The sequence below is a fragment of the Vibrio fortis genome, from assembly GCF_000695685.1.
Taxonomy (GTDB): Bacteria; Pseudomonadota; Gammaproteobacteria; order Enterobacterales; family Vibrionaceae; genus Vibrio; species Vibrio fortis_A.
In genome coordinates, this window is record NZ_JFFR01000001.1 from 59992 (window position 1) to 80339 (window position 20348).

General features: G+C 46.7%; 23 protein-coding genes. 10 read left to right on the plus strand and 13 right to left on the minus strand.

Annotated elements, in window-relative coordinates; genetic code table 11:
• Window positions 1–46 precede the first annotated feature (46 nt).
• From VFDL14_RS22545 to VFDL14_RS24600, 4 genes are all read right to left on the minus strand, one after another.
• The gene (locus VFDL14_RS22545) at window positions 47–1033 is read right to left on the minus strand and encodes a serine/threonine protein kinase (protein ID WP_032548656.1); all 987 of its coding nucleotides are present in this window, start codon (window positions 1031–1033) and stop codon (window positions 47–49) included.
• A 75-nt stretch (window positions 1034–1108) separates the two neighbouring features.
• Window positions 1109–2527, minus strand: coding sequence for a cytochrome c oxidase accessory protein CcoG (ccoG, locus tag VFDL14_RS22540; protein WP_032548657.1), 1419 nt, complete (start codon window positions 2525–2527; stop codon window positions 1109–1111).
• A 309-nt stretch (window positions 2528–2836) separates the two neighbouring features.
• The gene (locus tag VFDL14_RS22535; RefSeq protein WP_032548658.1) at window positions 2837–3100 is read right to left on the minus strand and encodes a YihD family protein; all 264 of its coding nucleotides are present in this window, start codon (window positions 3098–3100) and stop codon (window positions 2837–2839) included.
• A 108-nt stretch (window positions 3101–3208) separates the two neighbouring features.
• A complete protein-coding gene (locus tag VFDL14_RS24600) occupies window positions 3209–3376 on the minus strand; it encodes a hypothetical protein (RefSeq protein ID WP_167332336.1) in 168 nt (55 codons plus the stop codon).
• A 282-nt stretch (window positions 3377–3658) separates the two neighbouring features.
• Between VFDL14_RS24600 and VFDL14_RS22530 the strand changes: the two genes are divergently transcribed.
• Both VFDL14_RS22530 and trhA read left to right on the plus strand, forming a co-directional pair.
• Complete coding sequence (locus VFDL14_RS22530) at window positions 3659–4450, plus strand: sporulation protein (protein WP_032548659.1); 792 nt, start codon at window positions 3659–3661, stop codon at window positions 4448–4450.
• A 104-nt stretch (window positions 4451–4554) separates the two neighbouring features.
• Window positions 4555–5208, plus strand: a complete 654-nt coding sequence (gene trhA / locus VFDL14_RS22525) for a PAQR family membrane homeostasis protein TrhA (protein ID WP_032548682.1) — start codon at window positions 4555–4557, stop codon at window positions 5206–5208.
• Here the strand turns inward: trhA and VFDL14_RS22520 are convergent.
• The 6 genes from VFDL14_RS22520 to def all read right to left on the minus strand — a co-directional run bounded on the left by VFDL14_RS22520 (window position 5205) and on the right by def (window position 11594).
• Window positions 5205–5768 carry a DUF3157 family protein gene (locus VFDL14_RS22520; RefSeq protein ID WP_032548660.1) on the minus strand — a complete coding sequence of 188 codons (564 nt, stop codon included), beginning with the start codon at window positions 5766–5768 and terminating at the stop codon, window positions 5205–5207. The genes trhA and VFDL14_RS22520 overlap by 4 nt on opposite strands.
• A gap of 24 nt (window positions 5769–5792) precedes the next feature.
• Window positions 5793–7238, minus strand: a complete 1446-nt coding sequence (locus VFDL14_RS0122815) for a TrkH family potassium uptake protein (protein WP_032548661.1) — start codon at window positions 7236–7238, stop codon at window positions 5793–5795.
• Between the two features lie 20 nt (window positions 7239–7258).
• The gene (trkA, locus tag VFDL14_RS22515; protein ID WP_032548662.1) at window positions 7259–8635 is read right to left on the minus strand and encodes a Trk system potassium transporter TrkA; all 1377 of its coding nucleotides are present in this window, start codon (window positions 8633–8635) and stop codon (window positions 7259–7261) included.
• Between the two features lie 92 nt (window positions 8636–8727).
• Window positions 8728–10008, minus strand: a complete 1281-nt coding sequence (gene rsmB, locus VFDL14_RS22510; protein ID WP_032548663.1) for a 16S rRNA (cytosine(967)-C(5))-methyltransferase RsmB — start codon at window positions 10006–10008, stop codon at window positions 8728–8730.
• A gap of 88 nt (window positions 10009–10096) precedes the next feature.
• Window positions 10097–11044 (minus strand): methionyl-tRNA formyltransferase, encoded by a 948-nt coding sequence (fmt, locus tag VFDL14_RS22505; protein WP_032548664.1) that lies wholly within the window; start codon window positions 11042–11044, stop codon window positions 10097–10099.
• Window positions 11045–11078: 34 nt separating this feature from the next.
• Window positions 11079–11594: a peptide deformylase gene (gene def / locus VFDL14_RS22500; protein WP_032548665.1), complete on the minus strand. Its 516-nt coding sequence runs from the start codon at window positions 11592–11594 to the stop codon at window positions 11079–11081.
• Window positions 11595–11734: 140 nt separating this feature from the next.
• Here def and VFDL14_RS22495 point away from each other — a divergent pair, with 140 nt between their 5' ends.
• The 4 genes from VFDL14_RS22495 to VFDL14_RS22480 are packed head-to-tail and all read left to right on the plus strand — an operon-like array spanning window position 11735 to window position 15015.
• Window positions 11735–12829 carry a LysM peptidoglycan-binding domain-containing protein gene (locus VFDL14_RS22495; protein ID WP_032548666.1) on the plus strand — a complete coding sequence of 365 codons (1095 nt, stop codon included), beginning with the start codon at window positions 11735–11737 and terminating at the stop codon, window positions 12827–12829.
• A 9-nt stretch (window positions 12830–12838) separates the two neighbouring features.
• The gene (gene dprA / locus VFDL14_RS22490) at window positions 12839–13951 is read left to right on the plus strand and encodes a DNA-processing protein DprA (protein WP_032548668.1); all 1113 of its coding nucleotides are present in this window, start codon (window positions 12839–12841) and stop codon (window positions 13949–13951) included.
• 2 nt (window positions 13952–13953) lie between these two features.
• A complete protein-coding gene (locus tag VFDL14_RS22485; RefSeq protein ID WP_032548670.1) occupies window positions 13954–14430 on the plus strand; it encodes a DUF494 family protein in 477 nt (158 codons plus the stop codon).
• Window positions 14431–14442: 12 nt separating this feature from the next.
• Window positions 14443–15015, plus strand: a complete 573-nt coding sequence (locus VFDL14_RS22480) for a type I DNA topoisomerase (protein WP_032548671.1) — start codon at window positions 14443–14445, stop codon at window positions 15013–15015.
• A gap of 41 nt (window positions 15016–15056) precedes the next feature.
• On the opposite strand, the gene VFDL14_RS22475 is transcribed toward VFDL14_RS22480, so the two are convergent.
• Window positions 15057–16187: a 5-(carboxyamino)imidazole ribonucleotide synthase gene (locus tag VFDL14_RS22475; protein WP_032548672.1), complete on the minus strand. Its 1131-nt coding sequence runs from the start codon at window positions 16185–16187 to the stop codon at window positions 15057–15059.
• A gap of 5 nt (window positions 16188–16192) precedes the next feature.
• Window positions 16193–16678 (minus strand): 5-(carboxyamino)imidazole ribonucleotide mutase, encoded by a 486-nt coding sequence (gene purE / locus VFDL14_RS22470; protein ID WP_032548673.1) that lies wholly within the window; start codon window positions 16676–16678, stop codon window positions 16193–16195.
• Between the two features lie 197 nt (window positions 16679–16875).
• Here purE and VFDL14_RS22465 point away from each other — a divergent pair, with 197 nt between their 5' ends.
• The 4 genes from VFDL14_RS22465 to VFDL14_RS22450 all read left to right on the plus strand — a co-directional run bounded on the left by VFDL14_RS22465 (window position 16876) and on the right by VFDL14_RS22450 (window position 19548).
• On the plus strand, window positions 16876–17433 hold the full coding sequence (locus tag VFDL14_RS22465) for an L-threonylcarbamoyladenylate synthase (RefSeq protein ID WP_032548683.1): 558 nt from the start codon (window positions 16876–16878) through the stop codon (window positions 17431–17433).
• Between the two features lie 21 nt (window positions 17434–17454).
• Complete coding sequence (hemF, locus tag VFDL14_RS22460; RefSeq protein WP_032548674.1) at window positions 17455–18372, plus strand: oxygen-dependent coproporphyrinogen oxidase; 918 nt, start codon at window positions 17455–17457, stop codon at window positions 18370–18372.
• 76 nt (window positions 18373–18448) lie between these two features.
• A complete protein-coding gene (gene aroE, locus VFDL14_RS22455) occupies window positions 18449–19279 on the plus strand; it encodes a shikimate dehydrogenase (RefSeq protein ID WP_032548675.1) in 831 nt (276 codons plus the stop codon).
• A gap of 2 nt (window positions 19280–19281) precedes the next feature.
• Window positions 19282–19548 (plus strand): DUF1488 domain-containing protein, encoded by a 267-nt coding sequence (locus VFDL14_RS22450; RefSeq protein WP_032548677.1) that lies wholly within the window; start codon window positions 19282–19284, stop codon window positions 19546–19548.
• On the opposite strand, the gene VFDL14_RS22445 is transcribed toward VFDL14_RS22450, so the two are convergent.
• Window positions 19545–20090: a gamma carbonic anhydrase family protein gene (locus tag VFDL14_RS22445; RefSeq protein ID WP_032548679.1), complete on the minus strand. Its 546-nt coding sequence runs from the start codon at window positions 20088–20090 to the stop codon at window positions 19545–19547. The two genes, VFDL14_RS22450 and VFDL14_RS22445, sit on opposite strands and share 4 nt — an antisense overlap.
• Window positions 20091–20348: the final 258 nt, after the last annotated feature.

Here is a 20348-nt window from a genome sequence, read left to right on the forward strand (position 1 = left end):
TCAATCTCCATTATGTTTGAATTTTTTGTTTGCTATCAGTGTTGCCTTACCACTGAGGCATTAACGAAAGTGGTGGCTCCTGTAGGGTAGCAATCTGCTCCTTACAAGCAAGTACTTGTTGCTCCCAGTATTTCGGGTCATTAAACCATGGAAATGCAATTGGGAAAGCAGGGTCTTGCCATCGCTTTGCTAACCATGCCATGTAATGCACCATACGTAGACCGCGCAGTGGCTCAATTAGTTTCAATTCTGCGCTGTTAAAGTCACAGAACTCTTGATAAGCCTCCAATAAAATATCGAGCTGCATCAGTTTATCTTGGCGTTCGCCGTTGAGTAGCATCCACAGATCTTGGATGGCAGGGCCATTGCGCGCATCATCAAGGTCGACAAACATCGGCCCGTCACGCCACAAAATGTTGCCTGGGTGGCAATCGCCATGCAGGCGAATAATTTTACTTGAGTCAGACCACTGCTCTTCTAGTGCTTTGATCAACATATTAAGATCATTGAAGAATGCTGATTCGATATGTGCAGGGATAAAGCGTGAATTCTCAAGGATTTTGCGTGGTTGATGTAGGTACTCGTCGAGACTAATAGTCGGACGGTGTTGAAATAGCTTTTCCGAGCTTGCTTTATGAATGCGCCCGAGAAAACGACCGACACCTTCTAGTTGATCAAGATTATCCACTTCGTACTGACGTCCTCCAACACTATCAAATAGCGCAAAGAGGTAGCCTTGATACTCATGCAGGGTTTGACCGTTGATCTTGATCGGTGGTGCAACCGGGATCTCTTGCTCAATCAAGTCGAGTGCGAAATCATGCTCTTCTTGGAGTTGCTCTTTAGTCCAGCGTTGTGGGCGATAGAACTTCACAACGTAGCGCTTGCGGTCTTCATCACTAAATTGATAGACGCGGTTCTCGTAGCTGTTTAGCGCCAATAGGCCTGACTCGGCACGAACGCCAATGCTTTCTAGGGCGTACCACATGAAATCCGGTGTCAGGTTGTCAAAGTTAAAAGCTTGTTCGGTCATAAAAATAAAAAAGGCTCATTACTGAGCCTTTTTCCATTGATTGGGTTGAAATACCGAGCGGTAATCCACTAGATATTAGAGCTTTTTGATAAAGCGGCTTTCAACTTCCATCGTAAACTCTTCATTATCCGAGAGTATAAACTGAATTGTCGAAACTGGTGAGCTGAGTTTTTCTGGATCTGCCCCCAAGCTGATCGGCAGGTTAAGTACTTCACCTGGATCTACAGCAACGGTCTGCTTACCGTACCAGATCGCTTCTGGTAGTCCGCTAACGCTTAAATCATACTCTTGAACCTGCTGGGTTTTGTTGATGATTTTGAGTGTGTAGGTGTTCTCAACAAAGCCTTGAGTGTTGATTCTGAACAGTTGGTTTCGGTCACGAAGCACGGTTAAACCTGCAGGGTCGACACTCGCCACCTGCACAAAGAACAAGCCAATCATCAGTAGCAGCACGCCGCCATAACCCAGTAGCTTAGGTCGCATGACCTTAGTGTTGTGACCTTCTAGACGGTGTTCAGTGGTGTAGTTGATCAGGCCTTTCTCGTAGCCCATGCGATCCATGGTTTGGTCACAGGCATCGATACAAGCGCCACAGTTAATACATTCATATTGCAGGCCATCACGGATATCGATACCAGTCGGACATACCTGCACACATAAATTACAGTCGATACAGTCACCTAAGCCCAGTGCTTTAGGATCGGCTTTGCGTGAACGAGGACCACGGCTTTCACCACGCTCTGTGTCGTAGCCAACAATAAAGGTGTCTTTATCAAACATCGCAGATTGGAAACGCGCATATGGACACATGTGTAGACACACGATTGAACGCATCCAACCCGCGTTAGCGTAGGTACATCCAGCGAAGAATAGAACCCAAAATACCGGCCAGAACGAGGCGTCGAAGGTAAAGAAACCAACCACCAACTCTTTTACTGGAATAAAGTAGCCAACGAAGGTGAGACCTGTTGCTAAGGCGATTGCCCACCATGCAATGTGCTTAATGGTTTTACGTAGCATCAGATTCGGTGTCAGTTTGCCCGAATCTTGCTTTTTACGCTTATTGGCTGAACCTTCTAGTTTCTCTTCAAACCAGATGTACATAAAGGTCCAAACGGTTTGTGGACATAGGTAACCACACCAGACACGGCCTAAAAAGGTGGTAATAAAGAACAGGCCAAAGGCTGCGATCATGAACAAAATCGCCAACAGGGTCAGATCCTGAGGGTAAAGTGTGGTGCCAAAGAAATTAAACTGCTGATTACCAATATCGAGCAATATTGCTTGTCGCTCTCCAAATGGTATCCACGGGATTAACGCGAACAGTAGCAGTAGGAACCAGCCACCGTAGCGGCGCAGCTGTTGGAACTTACCCTTGCTTTCACGCACGTAGATGCGGTTATTGGGGTTAAATCGATCTCCATTACCTTTATGTGTCTTGGGATTAAAGGTTTTAGGAGTCACATCTTTGATATCGATTTTATCCTGACTCATGGACTATCCTTTTGATGGTATAGGTACCCTTTCTTGGTGTGGGCACTTTATGACATTGCTTTTAAGTAACTCTGCGGGAGAATCTTGCATACCGTAGCTTTGGTATATCACTGGACCCTATACACGCTACTCTTATTTTAGAAGATTCTTATGGGAGGCGATTATAGCGACAATACTGTTCTCATTTCTTTAACGCTATCAACCTTTAGCAACAAAACTCATAACAGTTGTGACGAAAAAATAGCGAACAGAAACAAAAAAGCGACCGAATGGTCGCCTTTAAAATAGTTGAGCTGAAACTGAGTTGGATTAGATGATGCCGCGTGCTTTTAGAATAGCGGTCTTGAAATCGTCTTCTTGGTCTTTTTTTAGACCTGGGATCATCTCGTCTTTCTGGCTGTTACGCATCTTCAGGTGGTAGATCAGTACGTCATCGGTCAGATCTTCAAGTTTACCTTCGTAGCCTGCCTCTTTAGATAGCTTAATGATGAATTCAAGCAGGTTTAGCTCTTGGTCTTTTTGCCACTCAGGCTCCATTAGCTCGATCAGCTCTTCAATGCGATGGCATTTCATTTCTATTCTCCACAAATTTTATAATGATTTGCAGTAAAGGTATCAAATCGGATACGGAATACCAATCCAACAGGCAAGAAAAAAGCGCAGTAAAAACTGCGCTTTTTGTTATGCGGCTTTAATTACTTTTGCAGAGCTAGACGTAAGCAGAGCAGTCTTCTCGACAAGAGTCATTGTTGGAGCCACGTTCTTTGCCGTTGGAGCAGCAACAAAGCCACTACGACGACGCATCGCACTACGGTTGGTGTGCGAAAACCTGACAGCTGTTGGTCGCATTGAGTTACCTAACGGTCAGGCATATCCATTGCCAATTTAATGGCCTGACCCAAAATGAGCTGCGCTTTAATTGCTTAAAGTTAGGCTCGTCTGGCTTTCGCCAATCCAATCATGAATCAGGATAATGATATGCGTGCATATCAATAACAGATTATCATCATCTGGTTGAACGATCGATGCTTGTTGGAAAAATTGCCGCCAATAACGGCTAAAATTGTGTGAGCAGTATATTTGAGTTTGAACCTCTTTCAGGCTTAAGATGGTGCTTTAAAGGAGGTGCATATGTCGTTCTTAAAGAAAACGCTAGCAAGTTTTGGTATTGGATCGGCGAAGGTAGATTCGGTACTCCAACAAGAAGTGCTTTACCCTGGCCTTAAAGCCAACATTATTGTGCACGTTTACGGTGGCTCCCAACCTCAAGAGATCGATAACATCGACCTCAATCTGTGCTGCCGTTACATCAAGGAAGTTCCAATTAACCCCGATAAACAAGATCGAGGTCAGACGCGTCGCGTCCATCAAACGTATTCATTGGCGAAGTGGAGCCTGCCTTATGCCTTTACTATTGAGCCAGGTGAAACTCGCGACTTTGAGTGTGAGTTTGATGTACCACTCAACACGCCGGTGACCATTGGTGATGCGAAAGTGTGGCTGGAAACCGGGTTAGACATCGCGATGGCTATCGACCCATCTGATAAAGATGTACTCACAGTACGCCCTGACGAGTTGCTTGATGGCATCTTTAATGAGCTTGAGGCACAAGGGTTACGCATTCGACAAGTCGAGTGCGAGGCGGTGGATGGCTTTGAGTTACCGTTTGTTCAAGAGTTCGAGTTTGTACCAACGACAGGGCCTTACCATGGCCGTTGGCGTGAGCTGGAAGTGGTAGCACACCGTGATGAGAAAGAGCTGAAAATGTGGTTTGAGATCGACCGCAATCGCGATGGTGCTAAAGGCATGTTAGCGAGCTTGCTTGGTGTCGGTAAGCTCAAACGTCAGCTAAGCATCCCTCTTGATACCTCGCCACAACAAGCGGGTGAGATGGTGATTGAGTATTTGGAGAGCGTCTCTTAGTCTCTCAATCCGGCGATAATACGGTCGATAAAAATTTAAGCTTACACGTGTAAGCTTAATGTGCAATACTAGAGTAAATGTTCGATTACTCTAGTAGGGTTCCCATGTCTGAAGCCAAAGTCAGTGAATACAGTGAAATAGAAGAGAGAGCCAATGCGATCACACACGGCCTTGGGGTGTTGTTGGGTATTGTTGGTTTAATTTTATTGCTCATAAAAGCCAATCAGTTCGACGCTGACTCACTAACCGTAGCGAGCATGGCAGCCTACGGCAGTAGTATTATCTTACTGTTTCTTGCTTCAACCCTATATCATTCAATCACCACCGCGAAAACTAAGCGCTTGCTAAAAACCCTCGATCACTGCGCGATCTATTTGCTGATAGCAGGCAGCTATACACCCTTCTTACTAGTCAGTTTAAGAACTCCGCTGGCCTTTGGCTTAATGGGCGTAATATGGGCGATAGCCTTAGTCGGTATCGTGATGAAGATTGCCTTTGTGTATCGCTTTAAGCGCTTGTCGTTAGTCACGTACCTAGCAATGGGGTGGTTGTCGCTGATAGTGATTTATCAACTAGCAAAGAGTGTGGAGTTGGGAGGTTTGATCCTGTTGGCTGTTGGCGGAATCATCTACTCTTTAGGGGTGATTTTCTATGTCGCTAAACGCATCCCATACAACCATGCCATTTGGCATCTCTTTGTACTGGCGGGATGCGCCTGTCATTTCTTTGCGATCTATCTATACGTTACGCCAGTTTAGCGAGCCAGAACTTCAATCACTTCTGCTTGGAGTTGGTATTGGTCATGTTTATCTACTGCTAGCTTAATCGATTTGCCTTCGGCACTGCTTTGTGGACGAAGGTAAGTTTCGGCCATACGCTTAATCGACTTCCAAGTATCTACTTGTTGCTCTGCCAACAGTTCTCCCTCTGTCGAGAACACTTTAACCTTCAGTGAAACAAAGATGATTGGCTGGGTACCTTGGTTAGTGATCGCTGTTGGAATGACGAGTTCACCATCTTGATAGCTTGCTGTGCCCAATAGGATATCGACCCCAGATTTAGACAGTTGCAGGCTTGGCTTAGTATCGTTGAGCTTAATCGTAGTACCAGTAACGGCGGTCGCAACAGGAATCGCCGCGATGCTTGGCTTCGCAGATGTACCCGAAGTCGTGGCTTCAGATTCAACTTTGGTCGTCACATACTCCCATGTAAAGTCATCTTTAAGATTCACCTGTTTACCATCGGGTAGGGTGATCAGTTGATCGGCGAATACAGTACCGCTGAGTAGTGCGCTAGCCATTAATAGGTAAGATCGCATAGTGTTTTCCTTTTTAATGCTTAATTAACGACGCCAGAAAGCTGGGAAGAACAGTACCAATAGGGTCAGAATTTCCAACCTTCCCATCAGCATGCCAAAGCTTAGCAGCCACTTAGCGGCATCAGGAAGAGGTGCAAAGTTTCCAGTTGGACCAATCACACTGCCCATGCCTGGGCCAACGTTGGCAACCGCAGTGATCGCGCCAGAAATGCTGGTGATGGGATCGAGCCCCATCGCACTTAACCCGCCGGCAATTAAGATAATAGTAATAAAGAACATCAAACCAAAAGCCACCAAAGAACGTACGATATCGTCGTTAACTGGGCGTTGGTTGTAACGTTGAACAAACACACCTGAAGGGTGGATAAGCTTCATCATCTGTTTGTGTAGTAGCGTCATCGCGATCTGGAAGCGGAAGATTTTGATACCACCAGAGGTCGACCCGGAACAAGCCCCAGCCATCATTAAGAAGGCAAACAGAGTCGTTGGTAGAGCGCCCCAAGCTGTGAAGTCTTCCAAACCAAAACCTGTAGTCGTAACCACTGAGACGATATTGAACATCGACACGCGTAGTGCATCCATCATGGTGTATCCATCACGAATAACTAACCACATTGAAATCACAACACTCGAAGCAAGAAACAGGTAAGTAAAACCTCGAACCTGAGCATCTTTGTAGAGTGGAGCTAGCTTGCGTCCGCGTAGAGCGCTGACAAACAGCAGGAAAGGCAAGCCGCCTAGGAACATGAATAGGGTACCAACCCAGTGCGCGCTGTTTGAGAAGTGGTTCATCGAGCCGTCAGAGGTCGAGTAACCACCAGTCGAGAGTGTGGTAAATGCGTGGTTAATGGCGTCAAACATGCCCATGCCAGCGAAGAGGTAGCTGATAAAGCACAGTCCTGTAAGAACCAAATAGACCGCCACAATGTTCTTGGCCACGGTTTTCGCTCGTGGGCTGCTCTTATCTGACCAATCTGAAGATTCAGTCTGGAACAGACGCATACCACCGACGTTGAGCATCGGTAGTACTGCTACTGCCATTACGATGAAGCCTACGCCACCAAGCCATTGCAATATAGATCGCCACAGCAAGATACTTGGTGCCATATTATCCAGCCCACTCAGTACCGTTGAGCCGGTAGTGGTAATCCCCGACATGGTCTCAAAGTAGGCATCGGTAAAGCTAATATGGTTGATGAACACAAACGGCAGTGCGGCAAATGCACTGGCGATTGTCCACACCAATGAGGTGATCAGGAACATGTCCCGCACGCCAAGTCTGAAGTGAGCAGTGCGACCAAGACTCAGGCAGATAAAGGCGATAACATGGATGATCACCACCGATTGACCAAACTCTAGAAAGCCACCTGTCCCTGTAAAAAAAGCAACCAGAGTCGGTACATACATAAACAGGGCAAGTTTTGACAGCACTAGCCCAATAACCAACAGAATGGGGCGTAAATTAACCATGATGTTTTACAGGTGCGCGCTTACAAGAAGAACGGACTCGGTTGGAATAGCGATTCGACGTCTGGAACGTATTTCTTATCAACCAAGAACATCACCACGTGGTCATCCTGCTCAATCACAGTTCTATCATGGGCAATCAGTACTTCTTCACCACGAACAATCGCACCAATGGTGGTGCCAGGTGGCAGTTTAATATCACCAATGGCTCTGCCCACAACCTTAGAGGTGGTTTCATCACCGTGGGCGATCGCTTCAATCGCTTCCGCAGCACCGCGTCGTAGAGACGATACGTTGACGATATCGGCACGGCGCACGTGAGTCAGTAGCGCTGAGATGGTTGCTTGTTGTGGAGATATCGCAATATCAATCACACCACCTTGCACAAGGTCGACATAAGCACCACGTTGGATCAGTACCATAACCTTCTTAGCGCCCATACGCTTCGCCAGCATCGCTGACATGATGTTGGTTTCATCTTCATTGGTCAGCGCGATGAACACGTCTACTTGGTCGATGTTCTCTTCGGTCAGCAGCTCTTGGTCAGCAGCGTCACCACAGAATACGATGGTGTTCTCAAGCTCTTCGGAGAGTTTCTCGGCACGAGTGTAGCTGCGCTCAATTAGTTTGATGCTGTAGCTCTGTTCGAGGCGTTTGGCTAAGCTGGCACCGATGTTACCGCCACCAACAATCATCACGCGGCGGTAAGGCTTCTCAAGGCGCTGCAGTTCACTCATGACCGAGCGGATGTGGTTACTTGCTGCGACGAAGAACACTTCATCATCGGCTTCAATGATGGTGGTACCTTGAGGTCGAATTGGACGCCCTTGACGGAAAATAGCGGCTACACGAGTATCGATGTGCGGCATGTGCTCACGCAGAGCCGATAGTGCATTACCCACAAGAGGACCACCATAGTAGGCTTTTACCGCCACTAGGCTTACCTTTTGCTCGGCAAAGCTGACTACTTGAAGTGCACCTGGATACTGAATCAAACGTTCAATATAGCTCGTTACCAGCTCTTCTGGCGCGATCAGGTGATCAACCGGAATCGCACCAGATTTAAATAGGGCTTCTTTCTCTTCCAGATATTCAGGAGAGCGAATTCGCGCAATTCGGTTAGGTGTATTAAATAGAGAAAAGGCGACCTGACACGCGGCCATGTTGGTTTCATCCATATTGGTTACCGCAACCAACATGTCTGCATCTTGAGCACCGGCTTCACGCAGGGTATTAGGGTGGCTGGCGTAGCCATTGACTACCCTAAGGTCGTATTTGTCTTGAAGTTCACGCAGTCGGTCACCATCGCGGTCGACAATCGTGATGTCATTGTTTTCACCTACTAAGTTCTCAGCAAGGGTGCCGCCTACTTGTCCTGCACCTAGGATAATGATCTTCATAGCCTTTCTCTTATTATTTTTTATCTAACGCCTTGGTGGTTATACACCACAACGAAACAGCGGCTAAGAACCTCTTCTTAACCGCTGCATAATTACGCTTGTTTTACTAACACTGCGTAGTAGAAACCATCCATATCTTCCTCACCAGGTAGAATTTGACGACCTGGTTGTTCGATGTCGGAGCCGACAAGAGTTGCGTCGGTTGTGCGTTCAAGGAACGCTTTCACTTGCAGCACGTTTTCTTGTGGTGTGATTGAGCAAGTCGCATACACCATAGTGCCGCCAGGCTTCAGTTGTCCCCACATCGCGTCCATAATTTCACTTTGCAGTTCCGCTAGAGCCTCAATGTCAGAAGCTCGGCGCAGCCACTTGATATCAGGGTGGCGACGAATAACGCCAGTTGCTGAACATGGTGCATCAAGTAGGATACGGTCAAATTGAGCACCACTCCACCACTCTTGTGGGTAGCGTGCATCACCACAGATTACGTCAGCACGTAATTGAAGGCGCTCTAGGTTGTCGTAAACGCGGTCTAGGCGTTTAGCATCAGCATCGATCGCAACCACTTCAGTATCGTTAGTGTGCTCAAGGATGTGCGCGGTTTTACCACCTGGTGCAGCACAGCAGTCGAGGATTAGCTCACCGTCTTTTGGCGTTAGGTAATCAACCGACAATTGCGCAGCGGCATCTTGTACCGATACCCAACCCTTATCAAAGCCTGGTAGCAGAGTGACATCGCAAGGTGCAGATAATTTTATGGCATCTGCTGCTTGTGAGTGCAGGGTGTATTCAATGTTTTCGTTTTTAAGTAGCTCGGCATACTCATCACGAGTGTGGTGCTGACGGTTTACACGTAGCCACATTGGAGCCTTGCTGTTGTTCGCTTCTACAAGTTGCTCCCACTGATCTGGGTAGCTCTCTTGCAGCATTTTTAGGATCCAGCTTGGGTGTCCGTATTTGCCAGCATTGTGGCTCGTCGCCGCTTCATCCAATGCTTCTTGGTCGCGTAAGTAGTTACGCAATACCGCATTGATCAGGCCGCTAAGATTTTGTCCACGCAGAGTTTTGGTTGCTTCAACTGTTTCACCTACCGCCGCGTGCGAAGGAATACGCATGAAGCTCAGCTGGTAGATACCAACCAGAATAAGGTGGTGAAAAACACGTTTCTTGCCCTTTAATGGATTATCCATCAATTGGTTGGCGATAGACTCTAGGCGAGGTAGGTAGCGTAGAGCGCCGTAACAGATCTCTTGCAGTAGAGCATGGTCTCGTGGGCGGATCGTTTTTTGAGCCGCAGGTAGAGCGTGTGAAAGAGAGTGGCCTTTATCGACAACTTGGAATAGGACATTGGCAGCAGCAGCGCGAACATTCATGGGGAATACCGACTATTTTATTGAATACATGAGGGCATCTCTGCCCTCGTAAAGGTTGTAGACTGTGTTATTTACAGTCGTGCAAGTGTTAGACGAGCTGTGTGCCCACTTCAAACCAGCTTGCTCTTGAGTTCAAGATATCTTGAACTGACATTGCTTTCTTGCCCGGTACTTGTAGCTGTTCGAGAACAAGTACACCTTGTCCTGTCGCTACGTAAATACCGGTTTTATCAGCTTGTAGAATCGTACCTGCTGGCTTGTCTGAAGTTTGTTCAGCCACTCGGCTTTGCCATACTTTGATGCTGTTTTCTGCCGCTTCAAAGTGGCTCATTGGCCATGGGTTGAAGGCACGAACGCAGCGCTCAATATGAGCCGCGTCGTCACTCCAGTTGATACGAGCTTCTTCTTTGCTTAGCTTCTTCGCGTAGTTCGCTAGTTCGTCGTCTTGTTTTTCAGCGACAGCCGTTCCGGCAGCGATATCCGCTAGGCAGTCAACTAACGCATCTGGACCTAGATCAGCTAGCTTCTCATACATAGATGCGCTGGTGTCTGTTGCTTCGATTGGCAGAGTCGCGATTTTAAGCATGTCGCCAGTATCTAGACCAATATCCATCTGCATGATGGTCACGCCTGTCTCTGCATCACCCGCCCAGATAGAGCGTTGAATTGGAGCTGCGCCACGCCAGCGTGGCAGGATAGAGCCATGGACGTTGATACAACCTAAGCGAGGGGTATCAAGGACTGCTTGAGGTAGCAATAAACCATAAGCGACTACTACCATGATATCGGCATTGAGGTCAGCTAACTCTTGTTTAGCTTCATCCGACTTGAAGTTTTCCGGCTGGTAAACAGGGATATCATTTTCAAGGGCAATGTTTTTTACTGGACTCGCAGTGAGTTTTTTACCGCGACCTGCAGGGCGATCTGGTTGCGTGTATACCGCAATAACTTCATGCTCCGAAGACAACAACGCCGCCAAGTGACGGGCGGCGAAATCCGGAGTACCTGCGAAGACAATTCTTAAAGACTGACTCAAGGTAGGCTTCCTTCTTATTAGGTTTTGCTAGCGCTTATTTTGCTTGTTTCTCGTTGAAACGCTTAATCTTCGCTAGTTTATCTTGAATACGTTTACGCTTTAGTGGCGATAGGTAATCAACGAATAGTTTGCCTTCTAGGTGGTCAAGCTCATGTTGAACACAGATAGCTAATAGATCATCAGCGTCGAAGGTGTACTCTTTACCATCGCGGTCTAGCGCTTTCACGGTAACTTCTGCAGCACGAGGCACTAGTGCACGAGCACCAGGTACAGATAGACAGCCTTCTTCAATGCCATCTTCACCGCGTTTCTCGATGATTTCAGGGTTGATCAGCACCATTGGCTCATCACGTGTCTCTGAAATATCGATAACAACAATACGTTGGTGGAAATCAACCTGCGTTGCTGCAAGGCCGATGCCCTCTTCGTCGTACATGGTTTCAATCATGTCATCAACGAACTTTTGGATCTCTGGGGTAACTTCTTTTACCGGTTTCGCCACGGTACGTAGACGATCATCTGGTAATGTTAATACTTGTAATACAGACATATACACTCGAAATATTGAACTGTGCCGAAACAGCTTAAACCTTGTTGGCTCAATTCTAGACATTTTATAGGCCAAATGACAGCATCCTGAAGGTAATTCTACGATTAGATGTCATATACCCAGACCAAGGAACCGAGGTCATGCGCCATTTTTTAACGAGGTTATCGCTAGTTTTCTTGTCACTGTCAGGTGCTGCTGTGGCTCAAGAATCTCCAATACAGCTCAACATTAAGCAGGATGCTCCCAAAAGCTACATTGTTGAGAAAGGCGACACCTTATGGGATATCGCAGGAATGTATCTCGATAGCCCTTGGTTTTGGCCGCGTTTATGGCAAGTGAATCCGGATATAGATAATCCTCACCTTATCTATCCGGGAGATAAGCTCTCATTGGTATGGCGCAACGGACAGCCTGTATTGAGTGTGAAACCGATAGTAAAGCTAAGCCCTAAAATTCGAGTTAGAGATAAAAGAGCGGTACCTACGGTTAATGAAGGGTTGGTCTTGCCCTATCTTCAATCAGATCGATTGGTGACCCAAGCGGATATAGAGTCAGCGCAACGTGTATTGGGGACAAGTGATGGGCGTAAGTTTCTCACGGCTCAAGACCGCTTGTTTATCTCTGGTCAACAGCAGCATCCAAAGTGGGGAATCTACCGTGCGGTAGCAACTTATCAACGAACCCAGCCTACCACTTCAATCGTGTCTTTGCGCTTAGTCGCAACCGCGAAGCTTAGCGCAGTTGATGAGTTGTTCAGCAGCTTAAAGGTTGAGTCGCAGCTGCAAGAAATCCTGATTAATGATGTTGTTCTCCCTGAATTAGCCTTAGATAAGAGTACGTTAACTACCACATTCTATCCTTTTCCTACAAAGGCGGGACAACTTGCCAATATTGTTGGTTCTTTAGAGGGAGCCAAATTCAGTGCCAAAAATCAGGTTGTGGTGATAGATAGGGGGACTGATGATGACTTGCGTCAGGGATCGATGTTCTCGCTTCGAGAGTCTGGTGCTGTGGTCTATGGTCTGCAGGGCGAGTACAGCTATGACAGTAATGCAACGGGTAATAAAGTCCAGTTGCCGAATACCGAGATCGGCAACCTAATGGTGATAAGACCTTATCAACATTTTAGTTTGGCGCTGGTGACCCAAAGCAGTCAACCAATCAGTAGTGATACCTTGGCGGTGTCGCCGCTATCTATGGTCTTAAATCATCCTGCACACGATATCGAACCATAGGATTACCAGATGACTGAGCAAGAGCTGGTGGCGTGGTTGAGGTTGAGCTTTGTCCCTAAGCTAGGAATGAAGCGCCTTAAGCGCTTACTGGCTATCGATTCTCCACTTAATATTGTTAATTACTCACATGAGCAACTGCAGTCGCTAGGTTTCTCCGATTCTCAAATAACCTATCTTAAATTCAAAACAGAGCCACTGGTTGAAGAGTGCATATCGTGGCAGGCGAAAAGCGCCAACCATCATCTTGTTACTCACCAGTGTGCAGCATATCCCCCAAGCCTGCGCCAGATAGCTAGCGCACCTAGTACACTGTTTGTGCGCGGTAATATCGCTACCCTTAGTGATCCTCAAATCGCGATGGTTGGCAGTCGTAATGCCAGTCTAGAAGGGCTACAAACGGCCAAAGCATTTGCTCGAGAGTTCGCGCAGAGCGGTTTGATTGTCACTAGTGGCTTAGCGTTGGGTATTGATGGCTATGCCCATGATGGTGCTCTAGAAGGAGGTGGTGAAACTTTCGCGGTGCTTGGTTCTGGGCTAGATGCTATCTATCCAGCCCGCCATCGTAAACTGGCGCAACGGATTGAAGAGCAAGGCGCGCTAATCTCTGAATTTCGTCCCTCTGCTAAACCTCGTCCTGAAAACTTCCCGCGTCGCAATCGTATTATCAGTGGCTTGTCGCTAGGTACATTGGTGGTAGAAGCGGCAGAAAAGAGTGGTTCATTGATTACTGCTCGCTACGCATTAGAACAAGGACGAGAAGTCTTTGCCTTGCCAGGCTCAATACACAGCCCAACTAGCCGTGGAGGGAACAGTTTAATCAAGTCGGGCGCTTGCTTGGTTCAGAGCGCTCAAGATGTGCTTGTTGAAATAAAAAGCCTGTTAGATTGGTCTATTGAAGTACAACCCAGTCTGTTTGAAGCGCCGATAACCGACAATGCAAATGAACAATTGCCATTTCCACATCTGTTAGCTAACGTAGGGTTAGAGGCGACACCCGTTGATATTTTGGCACAGCGAACCCATATACCTGTGCATGAAGTCATGATGCAGCTCTTAGAGTTAGAACTTTTAGGGCATGTTGTTGCAGTTTCTGGTGGCTATATTCGAAAGGGGAGAGGCTAGCTATGATGATGGACATTCTGATGTACCTGTTTGAAACCTACATCCATAGCGATTCTGAATTGCAGGTGGATCAAGACGAGCTTGAAGAAGAGTTGCTTCGAGCAGGGTTTCACCAAGACGATATTTATAAGGCTCTTCACTGGTTAGAAGATCTCGCAGCACTGCAAGAAACCGATAGCCAAGCGGCGATCTCGGTCTCTTCGAATACCTCTATGCGTATTTATACTAAGCGAGAGATGGCGCGTATTAACCTCGAGTGTCGTGGTTTTCTTCTATTCCTTGAGCAGATCAATGTGCTGACCACTGAAATTCGTGAGATGGTCATTGATCGAGTGATGGGCCTTGAGACCAATGAGTTTGAGTTGGATGATCTCAAATGGATTATCTTAATGGTGCTGTTTAACGTACCGGGTAATGAGAGTGCTTACACGCAAATGGAAGAACTGTTGTACACCAAAGAGCAAGGTATCTTGCATTAATACAGGCTTGTCATGAGTAGTAAGATTGATCATCAACTTTTCTCAGCTCACGAGCACGCGTTAGAACATGAAGCGTGCCCGCGGTGTGACGGAGAGTTGCAGCTGCGCCACGGTAAACACGGCCCTTTTATGGGGTGTACCCATTATCCTGAATGCGACTATATTAAGCCGTTGCATCAGAATGATGGGCATATCGTCAAAGAACTTGGTGTGCCTTGTCCAAAGTGCCAAAATGAATTGGTATTAAGGCAAGGGCGCTATGGCATGTTTATAGGTTGTAGTAGCTACCCTGAGTGTCATCACATTGAGTCGCTTGACCAACCGAAACAAGAGCAGCAATCATCACCGCAAGTCGCCTGTCCTGAGTGTGGTAAGGGTCACCTTGTTGAGCGTAAGTCTCGCTATGGCAAACAGTTTTTTGCGTGTGATAACTACCCTAAGTGTAAGTTTGCTGTTAATCAGCCGCCGATTATTGGCCGCTGTGAAGTGTGCCAGTATCCACTGCTGATGGAGAAGAAAACCGCCAAAGGCATCAAAAAGCAGTGTGCTGACCGAAAATGTCACCACATTCAAGAACAAACATAAAAAACGGCGCTCAATGAGCGCCGTTTTTATTGGATTTCCATTTACTGCATCTGCTCAGCAAAATCGTGGATCGCTGGGTAAGCCCTTTTATCTAAGATCTTAGCTAGACCGCAAAGCGTGCGTTGCAGTTCGGCATTGTAGTCAGCACTAACATTAATGTGCCCCATCTTACGACCTGCACGTTTTTCTTTGCCATACCAGTGAACATGACAACCGGCTTGCGCCAAGATCGCGTTAGGCAGAGTGTCCTCACCCAGGATATTGATCATCGCAGTCGGGCGAATCAGCTTTGTGCTTCCTAGAGGCATGCCACATACGGCGCGAAGATGATTTTCAAACTGACAAGTTTCAGCACCTTGCTGTGTCCAGTGGCCAGAGTTATGAACGCGTGGGGCAATCTCATTAACGAGCAGTGCACCTTGAACATCAAAGAACTCAAGAGCAAGTACACCTACGTAATCCAAGCGCTCAGCAACCGCAGTGAACATAGTCTTAGCTTGTTCCTGTAACTCAACATCATCAATCGCTGTTGATAGGCTCAGCACACCGTCGGTATGAACGTTTTCAGCCAGAGGGTACACCTGAATCTCACCATCTTTACCACGAGCACCAATTAAAGATACCTCACGGTCAAATGGAACAAACTCTTCAGCAACAATCGCTTGGTTGTCGGTCGCAGCGATGCATTCTGCCATCTCGCTCCAAACGGTTTCTACTGCGTCTAAAGACTTAAGGCGCCATTGGCCCTTGCCATCATAGCCACCTAGTGTGCTCTTAAGCACCATTGGTAGGCCAACGTGTGAGATAGCGTGGTCAAAGTCTTCGCGAGAGTTGATCACTGCGTATTTGGCGTTCTTCACGCCCGCTTGGTCGAGCAGAGCTTTCTCAAGACGACGGTCGCCGCCAGCTTTGATTGCTTCGGTAGTCGGTAGGAACTTACCACTGCGCTCACACACTTCCAACACATCATGAGGGATGTGTTCGAACTCAGCCGTAATCACATCCGCGCGCTCAATCGCATTCTCTAAGCCATTACCTAGAATCGCTTGCGTTAATGGGTGAACAATATTTTTGCTGCCAACATCAAAAGCAGAAATTTCAATATTCAGCGGTGCCCCAGCTAGGGACATCATGCGAGCAAGCTGGCCCGCGCCTAACACAAGAACATGCATGGGAATTAGTCCTCTGCAGGGTTTGGATTAGCTAGTACCGTTTCTGTTTGCTCAGAGCGGAACGCTTCTACTTTTGCCATCACATCTTCATTGTGCGTACCAATGATTTGTGCTGCTAGAATACCTGCGTTAGCTGCACCTGCTTCACCGATTGCCAAGGTACCTACAGCAATACCTTTAGGCATTTGAACGATAGAAAGAAGTGAGTCCATGCCTTTTAGAGCTTTAGACTGTACAGGTACACCAAGAACAGGAACGCTAGTAAATGCTGCTGCCATACCCGGTAGGTGAGCTGCGCCGCCTGCACCTGCAATGATCACCTTAATCCCACGCTCTTTTGCACTCGTTGCGTAATCCGCCAGTAGTTGAGGAGTACGGTGAGCAGAAACCACTTTTGTTTCGTACGCTACGCCAAATTGATCCAACATGTCCGCTGCTAGCTTCATTGTTGGCCAATCAGATTTAGAACCCATGATAATACCGACAGTCATCTCAAACTCCTTCAGGTACGATTTGATTAAGTGATTAGATAATTTGCGCGCATTATACGGGGAAAATTGCTCAAGGAAAACGTTTGCGTCAGTCAAAGTTGCTATTTGATACATTTTATAAACAAATAGCTTTAGTAACAGTTAGTGATTATTTGTACACTTAACGAGTTTAATAGCAGATATAGATGAGGCAAATCGTGGACAACTTTCAGCATACTTTACAGGCATTACAACAAGGTGAGGTGATCGCCTACCCAACTGAAGGTGTATTTGGTGTTGGTTGCGACCCTGATAATCCGCAAGCCATCCAGAAATTACTTGAACTCAAACAGCGTCCGATGGAAAAGGGCCTCATCCTAATTGCTGCCAGTTATGAACAGTTGCTTCCCTATATCGATGAAAGTCAGCTGACCCCTGAGCAATTGGCAACGGTAAAATCGACATGGCCAGGCCCTGTTACGTGGATCATGCCAGCCAGTGCACAAGTGACGGATTGGGTAAGTGGTCAATTTGATTCAATTGCGGTACGTGTAACCGATCACCCTTTGGTACAGAAGATGTGTAATGCGCTTGGAAAGCCGTTAACCTCTACCAGCGCAAACCTATCGGGTGAGCCGCCGTGTATGACCACTGAAGAAGTGAAGCAGCAGCTTGGTCATAAGCTGGTGGCCATTCTTGAGGGTGAAACGGGAGGCCGTGACAAGCCGAGTGAAATCCGTGATGCAAAGACTTCTCAAATATTAAGACAGGGCTAAACCCTGCATAAAGGAAGAAACATGTCAGCAATTGATAAAGATGCGGTAAAGCAGTTCTTGCTCAACTTACAAGATTCGATTTGCCAACAACTAGAACAAGCCGATGGTGTTGCAGCGTTTGAAGAAGATGCATGGCAACGTGAGCCTGGTGAGCGTCTTGGCGGTGGTGGTCGTACGCGTGTTATGACTAATGGTGCTGTATTTGAGCAGGGTGGTGTGAACTTCTCTCACGTCGCGGGTAAAGAGATGCCAGCATCAGCGACCGCACATCGACCAGAGCTTGCTGGCCGAAAGTTTGAGGCAATGGGCGTTTCATTGGTTATTCATCCTAAGAATCCATATATCCCAACCTCTCATGCCAATGTACGATTTTTCATTGCAGAGAAAGAGGGTGAAGCGCCTATCTGGTGGTTTGGTGGTGGCTTCGACCTGACCCCGTTCTACCCATTTGCTGAAGATTGCCAATCTTGGCACCAAACAGCGAAAGATCTATGTGCGCCATTTGGTGATGATGTGTATCAGCAGCATAAAGAGTGGTGTGATAAATATTTCTACTTGCCTCATCGTGATGAGACTCGTGGTGTAGGTGGCTTGTTCTTTGATGATTTAAATGAGTGGGGCTTTGATAAGAGCTTTGCTTACATGCGAGCGGTTGGTGAGGGTTATACTCAAGCTTATCTGCCAATTGTTGAACGAAGAAAAGAGACGCCTTACGGTGAACGTGAACGCGATTTCCAACTCTATCGTCGTGGCCGCTATGTTGAATTTAATCTAGTTTATGACCGTGGCACCCTATTTGGTCTACAAAGTGGTGGGCGTACCGAGTCGATTCTGATGTCGATGCCACCATTGGCCCGATGGGAGTATCGATACGAACCTCAAGAGGGTTCACCAGAGGCGCTACTGTACACAGACTATTTAAAACCTAGAGTTTGGTAAGACTTCCTTCCTTATAGGTATAGTGATAGGGTCATCATTCGATGACCCTTTTTCATAAGCTCTGTTAGGTAAGGATATGACACAGTACGTAGATCGCTATGCCGTTTTTGGAAACCCAATTAGTCAAAGTAAATCACCATTTATTCATACGCTATTTGCTCGCCAAACGAACCAGCAACTTACCTATACATCTCAACAGCCTGAGCCCGGTGATTTTCTCAATGCTGCGAAAGATTTCTTTGGCAATGGTGGTAAAGGCTGTAACGTCACAGCACCGTTTAAAGAAGACGCATATCAATTTGCGGATCGTCTAACTGAGCGAGCTCAACTAGCTGGCGCCGTGAATACGCTTAAAAAGCTTGATGATGGCGAGATCATTGGTGACAACACCGACGGTGAAGGGCTAGTTCAAGATTTATTGCAACACCAAGTGGTATTAAAAGACGCTCGTATCCTACTGCTTGGAGCTGGTGGCGCAGCAAGAGGAGTGATTAAGCCATTGCTTGACCACAGTCCTCGCCAGTTAGTGATTGCCAATCGTACTGCTTCTAAAGCACAACTACTCGCAGAAATGTTCACTTCATTTGGTAATGTCTCTGGCATTGGACTTGATGAGGTGAATGAAGGCTTTGATGTGATCATTAACTCCACTTCTTCAGGGTTGAGTGGTGAGCTTCCACAAGTGTCCGCCGAGATATTCACACCAACAAGTACCGTTTATGACATGGTCTATGGTTCGGGACACACGGTCTTTAATCGCTGGGCATTGGATAATGGTGTCCATGCCGCTTACGATGGCCTAGGCATGCTAGTGGGTCAGGCGGCTGAAAGCTTTATGTTGTGGCGCGGTCTAAGGCCGGGTACAAAGCAAATCCTCAGAGAATTAAGAAAGAACCTAGAGGCTTAATAATGAATCAGTCAATTTTGTTTCCTGACATCCAAACCTGGGATGCAGAGAATCAATGCGTCGTTTTCCCTGCTCAACAAAGTGGCGCACTTATTGAGTGTACTATTACCCTAGAAGAGCTAGGGAAATTGGCAGGACGTGAAGTAACAAATGAGCAAGCCATTGAGGTGTTCAGTGAGTTGCGTTTTGACTTAGAAGAACTAGCAGAAGAGTTAATAGAAGAAGAGGAGTTTAACTCCTCTGGTCAAATCGAGATTCAAGCGTCTTAAACAGGGCGAACTGAATCTAGATAGTCATTTTTGTTCTGAACATAGTTGTCGGCAGACTTCTGGAGAAAAGCACGTTCTTTATCTGTTAAAGGACGTGCTTGTTTTACTGGGCTTCCCACATATAAATAACCGCTCTCTAAAATTTTGTTTGGCGGAACTAAACTGCCAGCACCAATCATTACTTCTTGCTCTACGACAACATTGTCTAGAATGATCGCTCCCATTCCTACCAATACCCGATCTTGAATGGTGCAACCATGCAACATCACCTTATGGCCAATTGTGACATCATTACCGATAATCAAAGGGTAGCCGTCAGGATTCTCCTTGTTTTTATGGGTGACATGAAGAACTGAACCATCTTGGATATTTGTACGTTGACCAATATGGATATGATTAACATCGCCTCTTGCTGCAACCAAAGGCCAAACACTAGAGTCGTCACCAATCTTGATGTCACCAACTAATACTGCGGTTTCATCTATATAGACATCTTGGCCTATTTTCGGTGCGATACCTTTATAACTGCGTATAGAACTCATAAATCCTCCTTTATATAGCTAGCTTAAGAGCATTATTGGGTCTCTGACTAGGATAAATGGCCGTTTTTGAGTGTTTTTTATCCGAACAATCAAAAAACTAAAAAAAACGTAAAAAAGGGCTTGCCAATGTGATCGCAATCTCTATAATGCCACCTCGCTGACACGGGATGGCTTCGAAAGAAACCACAACGAATCAGCAAGCCAAATTAGCCAAGCTAAGCGCTTGAAAAAAGTTTTGAAAAAAGTGGTTGACACTAA

Excerpts from the sequence above, each read along its gene's own strand:
- ccoG (WP_032548657.1), bottom strand. The coding sequence starts at position 2,527 with ATGAGTCAGGATAAAATCGATATCAAAGATGTGACTCCTAAAACCTTT.
- VFDL14_RS22485 (WP_032548670.1), top strand. The coding sequence starts at position 13,954 with ATGATGATGGACATTCTGATGTACCTGTTTGAAACCTACATCCATAGC.
- VFDL14_RS22475 (WP_032548672.1), bottom strand. The coding sequence starts at position 16,187 with ATGCATGTTCTTGTGTTAGGCGCGGGCCAGCTTGCTCGCATGATGTCC.
- VFDL14_RS22480 (WP_032548671.1), top strand. The coding sequence starts at position 14,443 with ATGAGTAGTAAGATTGATCATCAACTTTTCTCAGCTCACGAGCACGCG.
- VFDL14_RS22450 (WP_032548677.1), top strand. The coding sequence starts at position 19,282 with ATGAATCAGTCAATTTTGTTTCCTGACATCCAAACCTGGGATGCAGAG.
- purE (WP_032548673.1), bottom strand. The coding sequence starts at position 16,678 with ATGACTGTCGGTATTATCATGGGTTCTAAATCTGATTGGCCAACAATG.
- trkA (WP_032548662.1), bottom strand. The coding sequence starts at position 8,635 with ATGAAGATCATTATCCTAGGTGCAGGACAAGTAGGCGGCACCCTTGCT.
- rsmB (WP_032548663.1), bottom strand. The coding sequence starts at position 10,008 with ATGAATGTTCGCGCTGCTGCTGCCAATGTCCTATTCCAAGTTGTCGAT.
- VFDL14_RS24600 (WP_167332336.1), bottom strand. The coding sequence starts at position 3,376 with ATGCGACCAACAGCTGTCAGGTTTTCGCACACCAACCGTAGTGCGATG.
- VFDL14_RS22545 (WP_032548656.1), bottom strand. The coding sequence starts at position 1,033 with ATGACCGAACAAGCTTTTAACTTTGACAACCTGACACCGGATTTCATG.
- trhA (WP_032548682.1), top strand. The coding sequence starts at position 4,555 with ATGTCTGAAGCCAAAGTCAGTGAATACAGTGAAATAGAAGAGAGAGCC.
- def (WP_032548665.1), bottom strand. The coding sequence starts at position 11,594 with ATGTCTGTATTACAAGTATTAACATTACCAGATGATCGTCTACGTACC.
- hemF (WP_032548674.1), top strand. The coding sequence starts at position 17,455 with ATGTCAGCAATTGATAAAGATGCGGTAAAGCAGTTCTTGCTCAACTTA.
- VFDL14_RS0122815 (WP_032548661.1), bottom strand. The coding sequence starts at position 7,238 with ATGGTTAATTTACGCCCCATTCTGTTGGTTATTGGGCTAGTGCTGTCA.
- VFDL14_RS22520 (WP_032548660.1), bottom strand. The coding sequence starts at position 5,768 with ATGCGATCTTACCTATTAATGGCTAGCGCACTACTCAGCGGTACTGTA.
- VFDL14_RS22535 (WP_032548658.1), bottom strand. The coding sequence starts at position 3,100 with ATGAAATGCCATCGCATTGAAGAGCTGATCGAGCTAATGGAGCCTGAG.
- dprA (WP_032548668.1), top strand. The coding sequence starts at position 12,839 with ATGACTGAGCAAGAGCTGGTGGCGTGGTTGAGGTTGAGCTTTGTCCCT.
- VFDL14_RS22445 (WP_032548679.1), bottom strand. The coding sequence starts at position 20,090 with ATGAGTTCTATACGCAGTTATAAAGGTATCGCACCGAAAATAGGCCAA.
- aroE (WP_032548675.1), top strand. The coding sequence starts at position 18,449 with ATGACACAGTACGTAGATCGCTATGCCGTTTTTGGAAACCCAATTAGT.
- VFDL14_RS22530 (WP_032548659.1), top strand. The coding sequence starts at position 3,659 with ATGTCGTTCTTAAAGAAAACGCTAGCAAGTTTTGGTATTGGATCGGCG.
- VFDL14_RS22495 (WP_032548666.1), top strand. The coding sequence starts at position 11,735 with ATGCGCCATTTTTTAACGAGGTTATCGCTAGTTTTCTTGTCACTGTCA.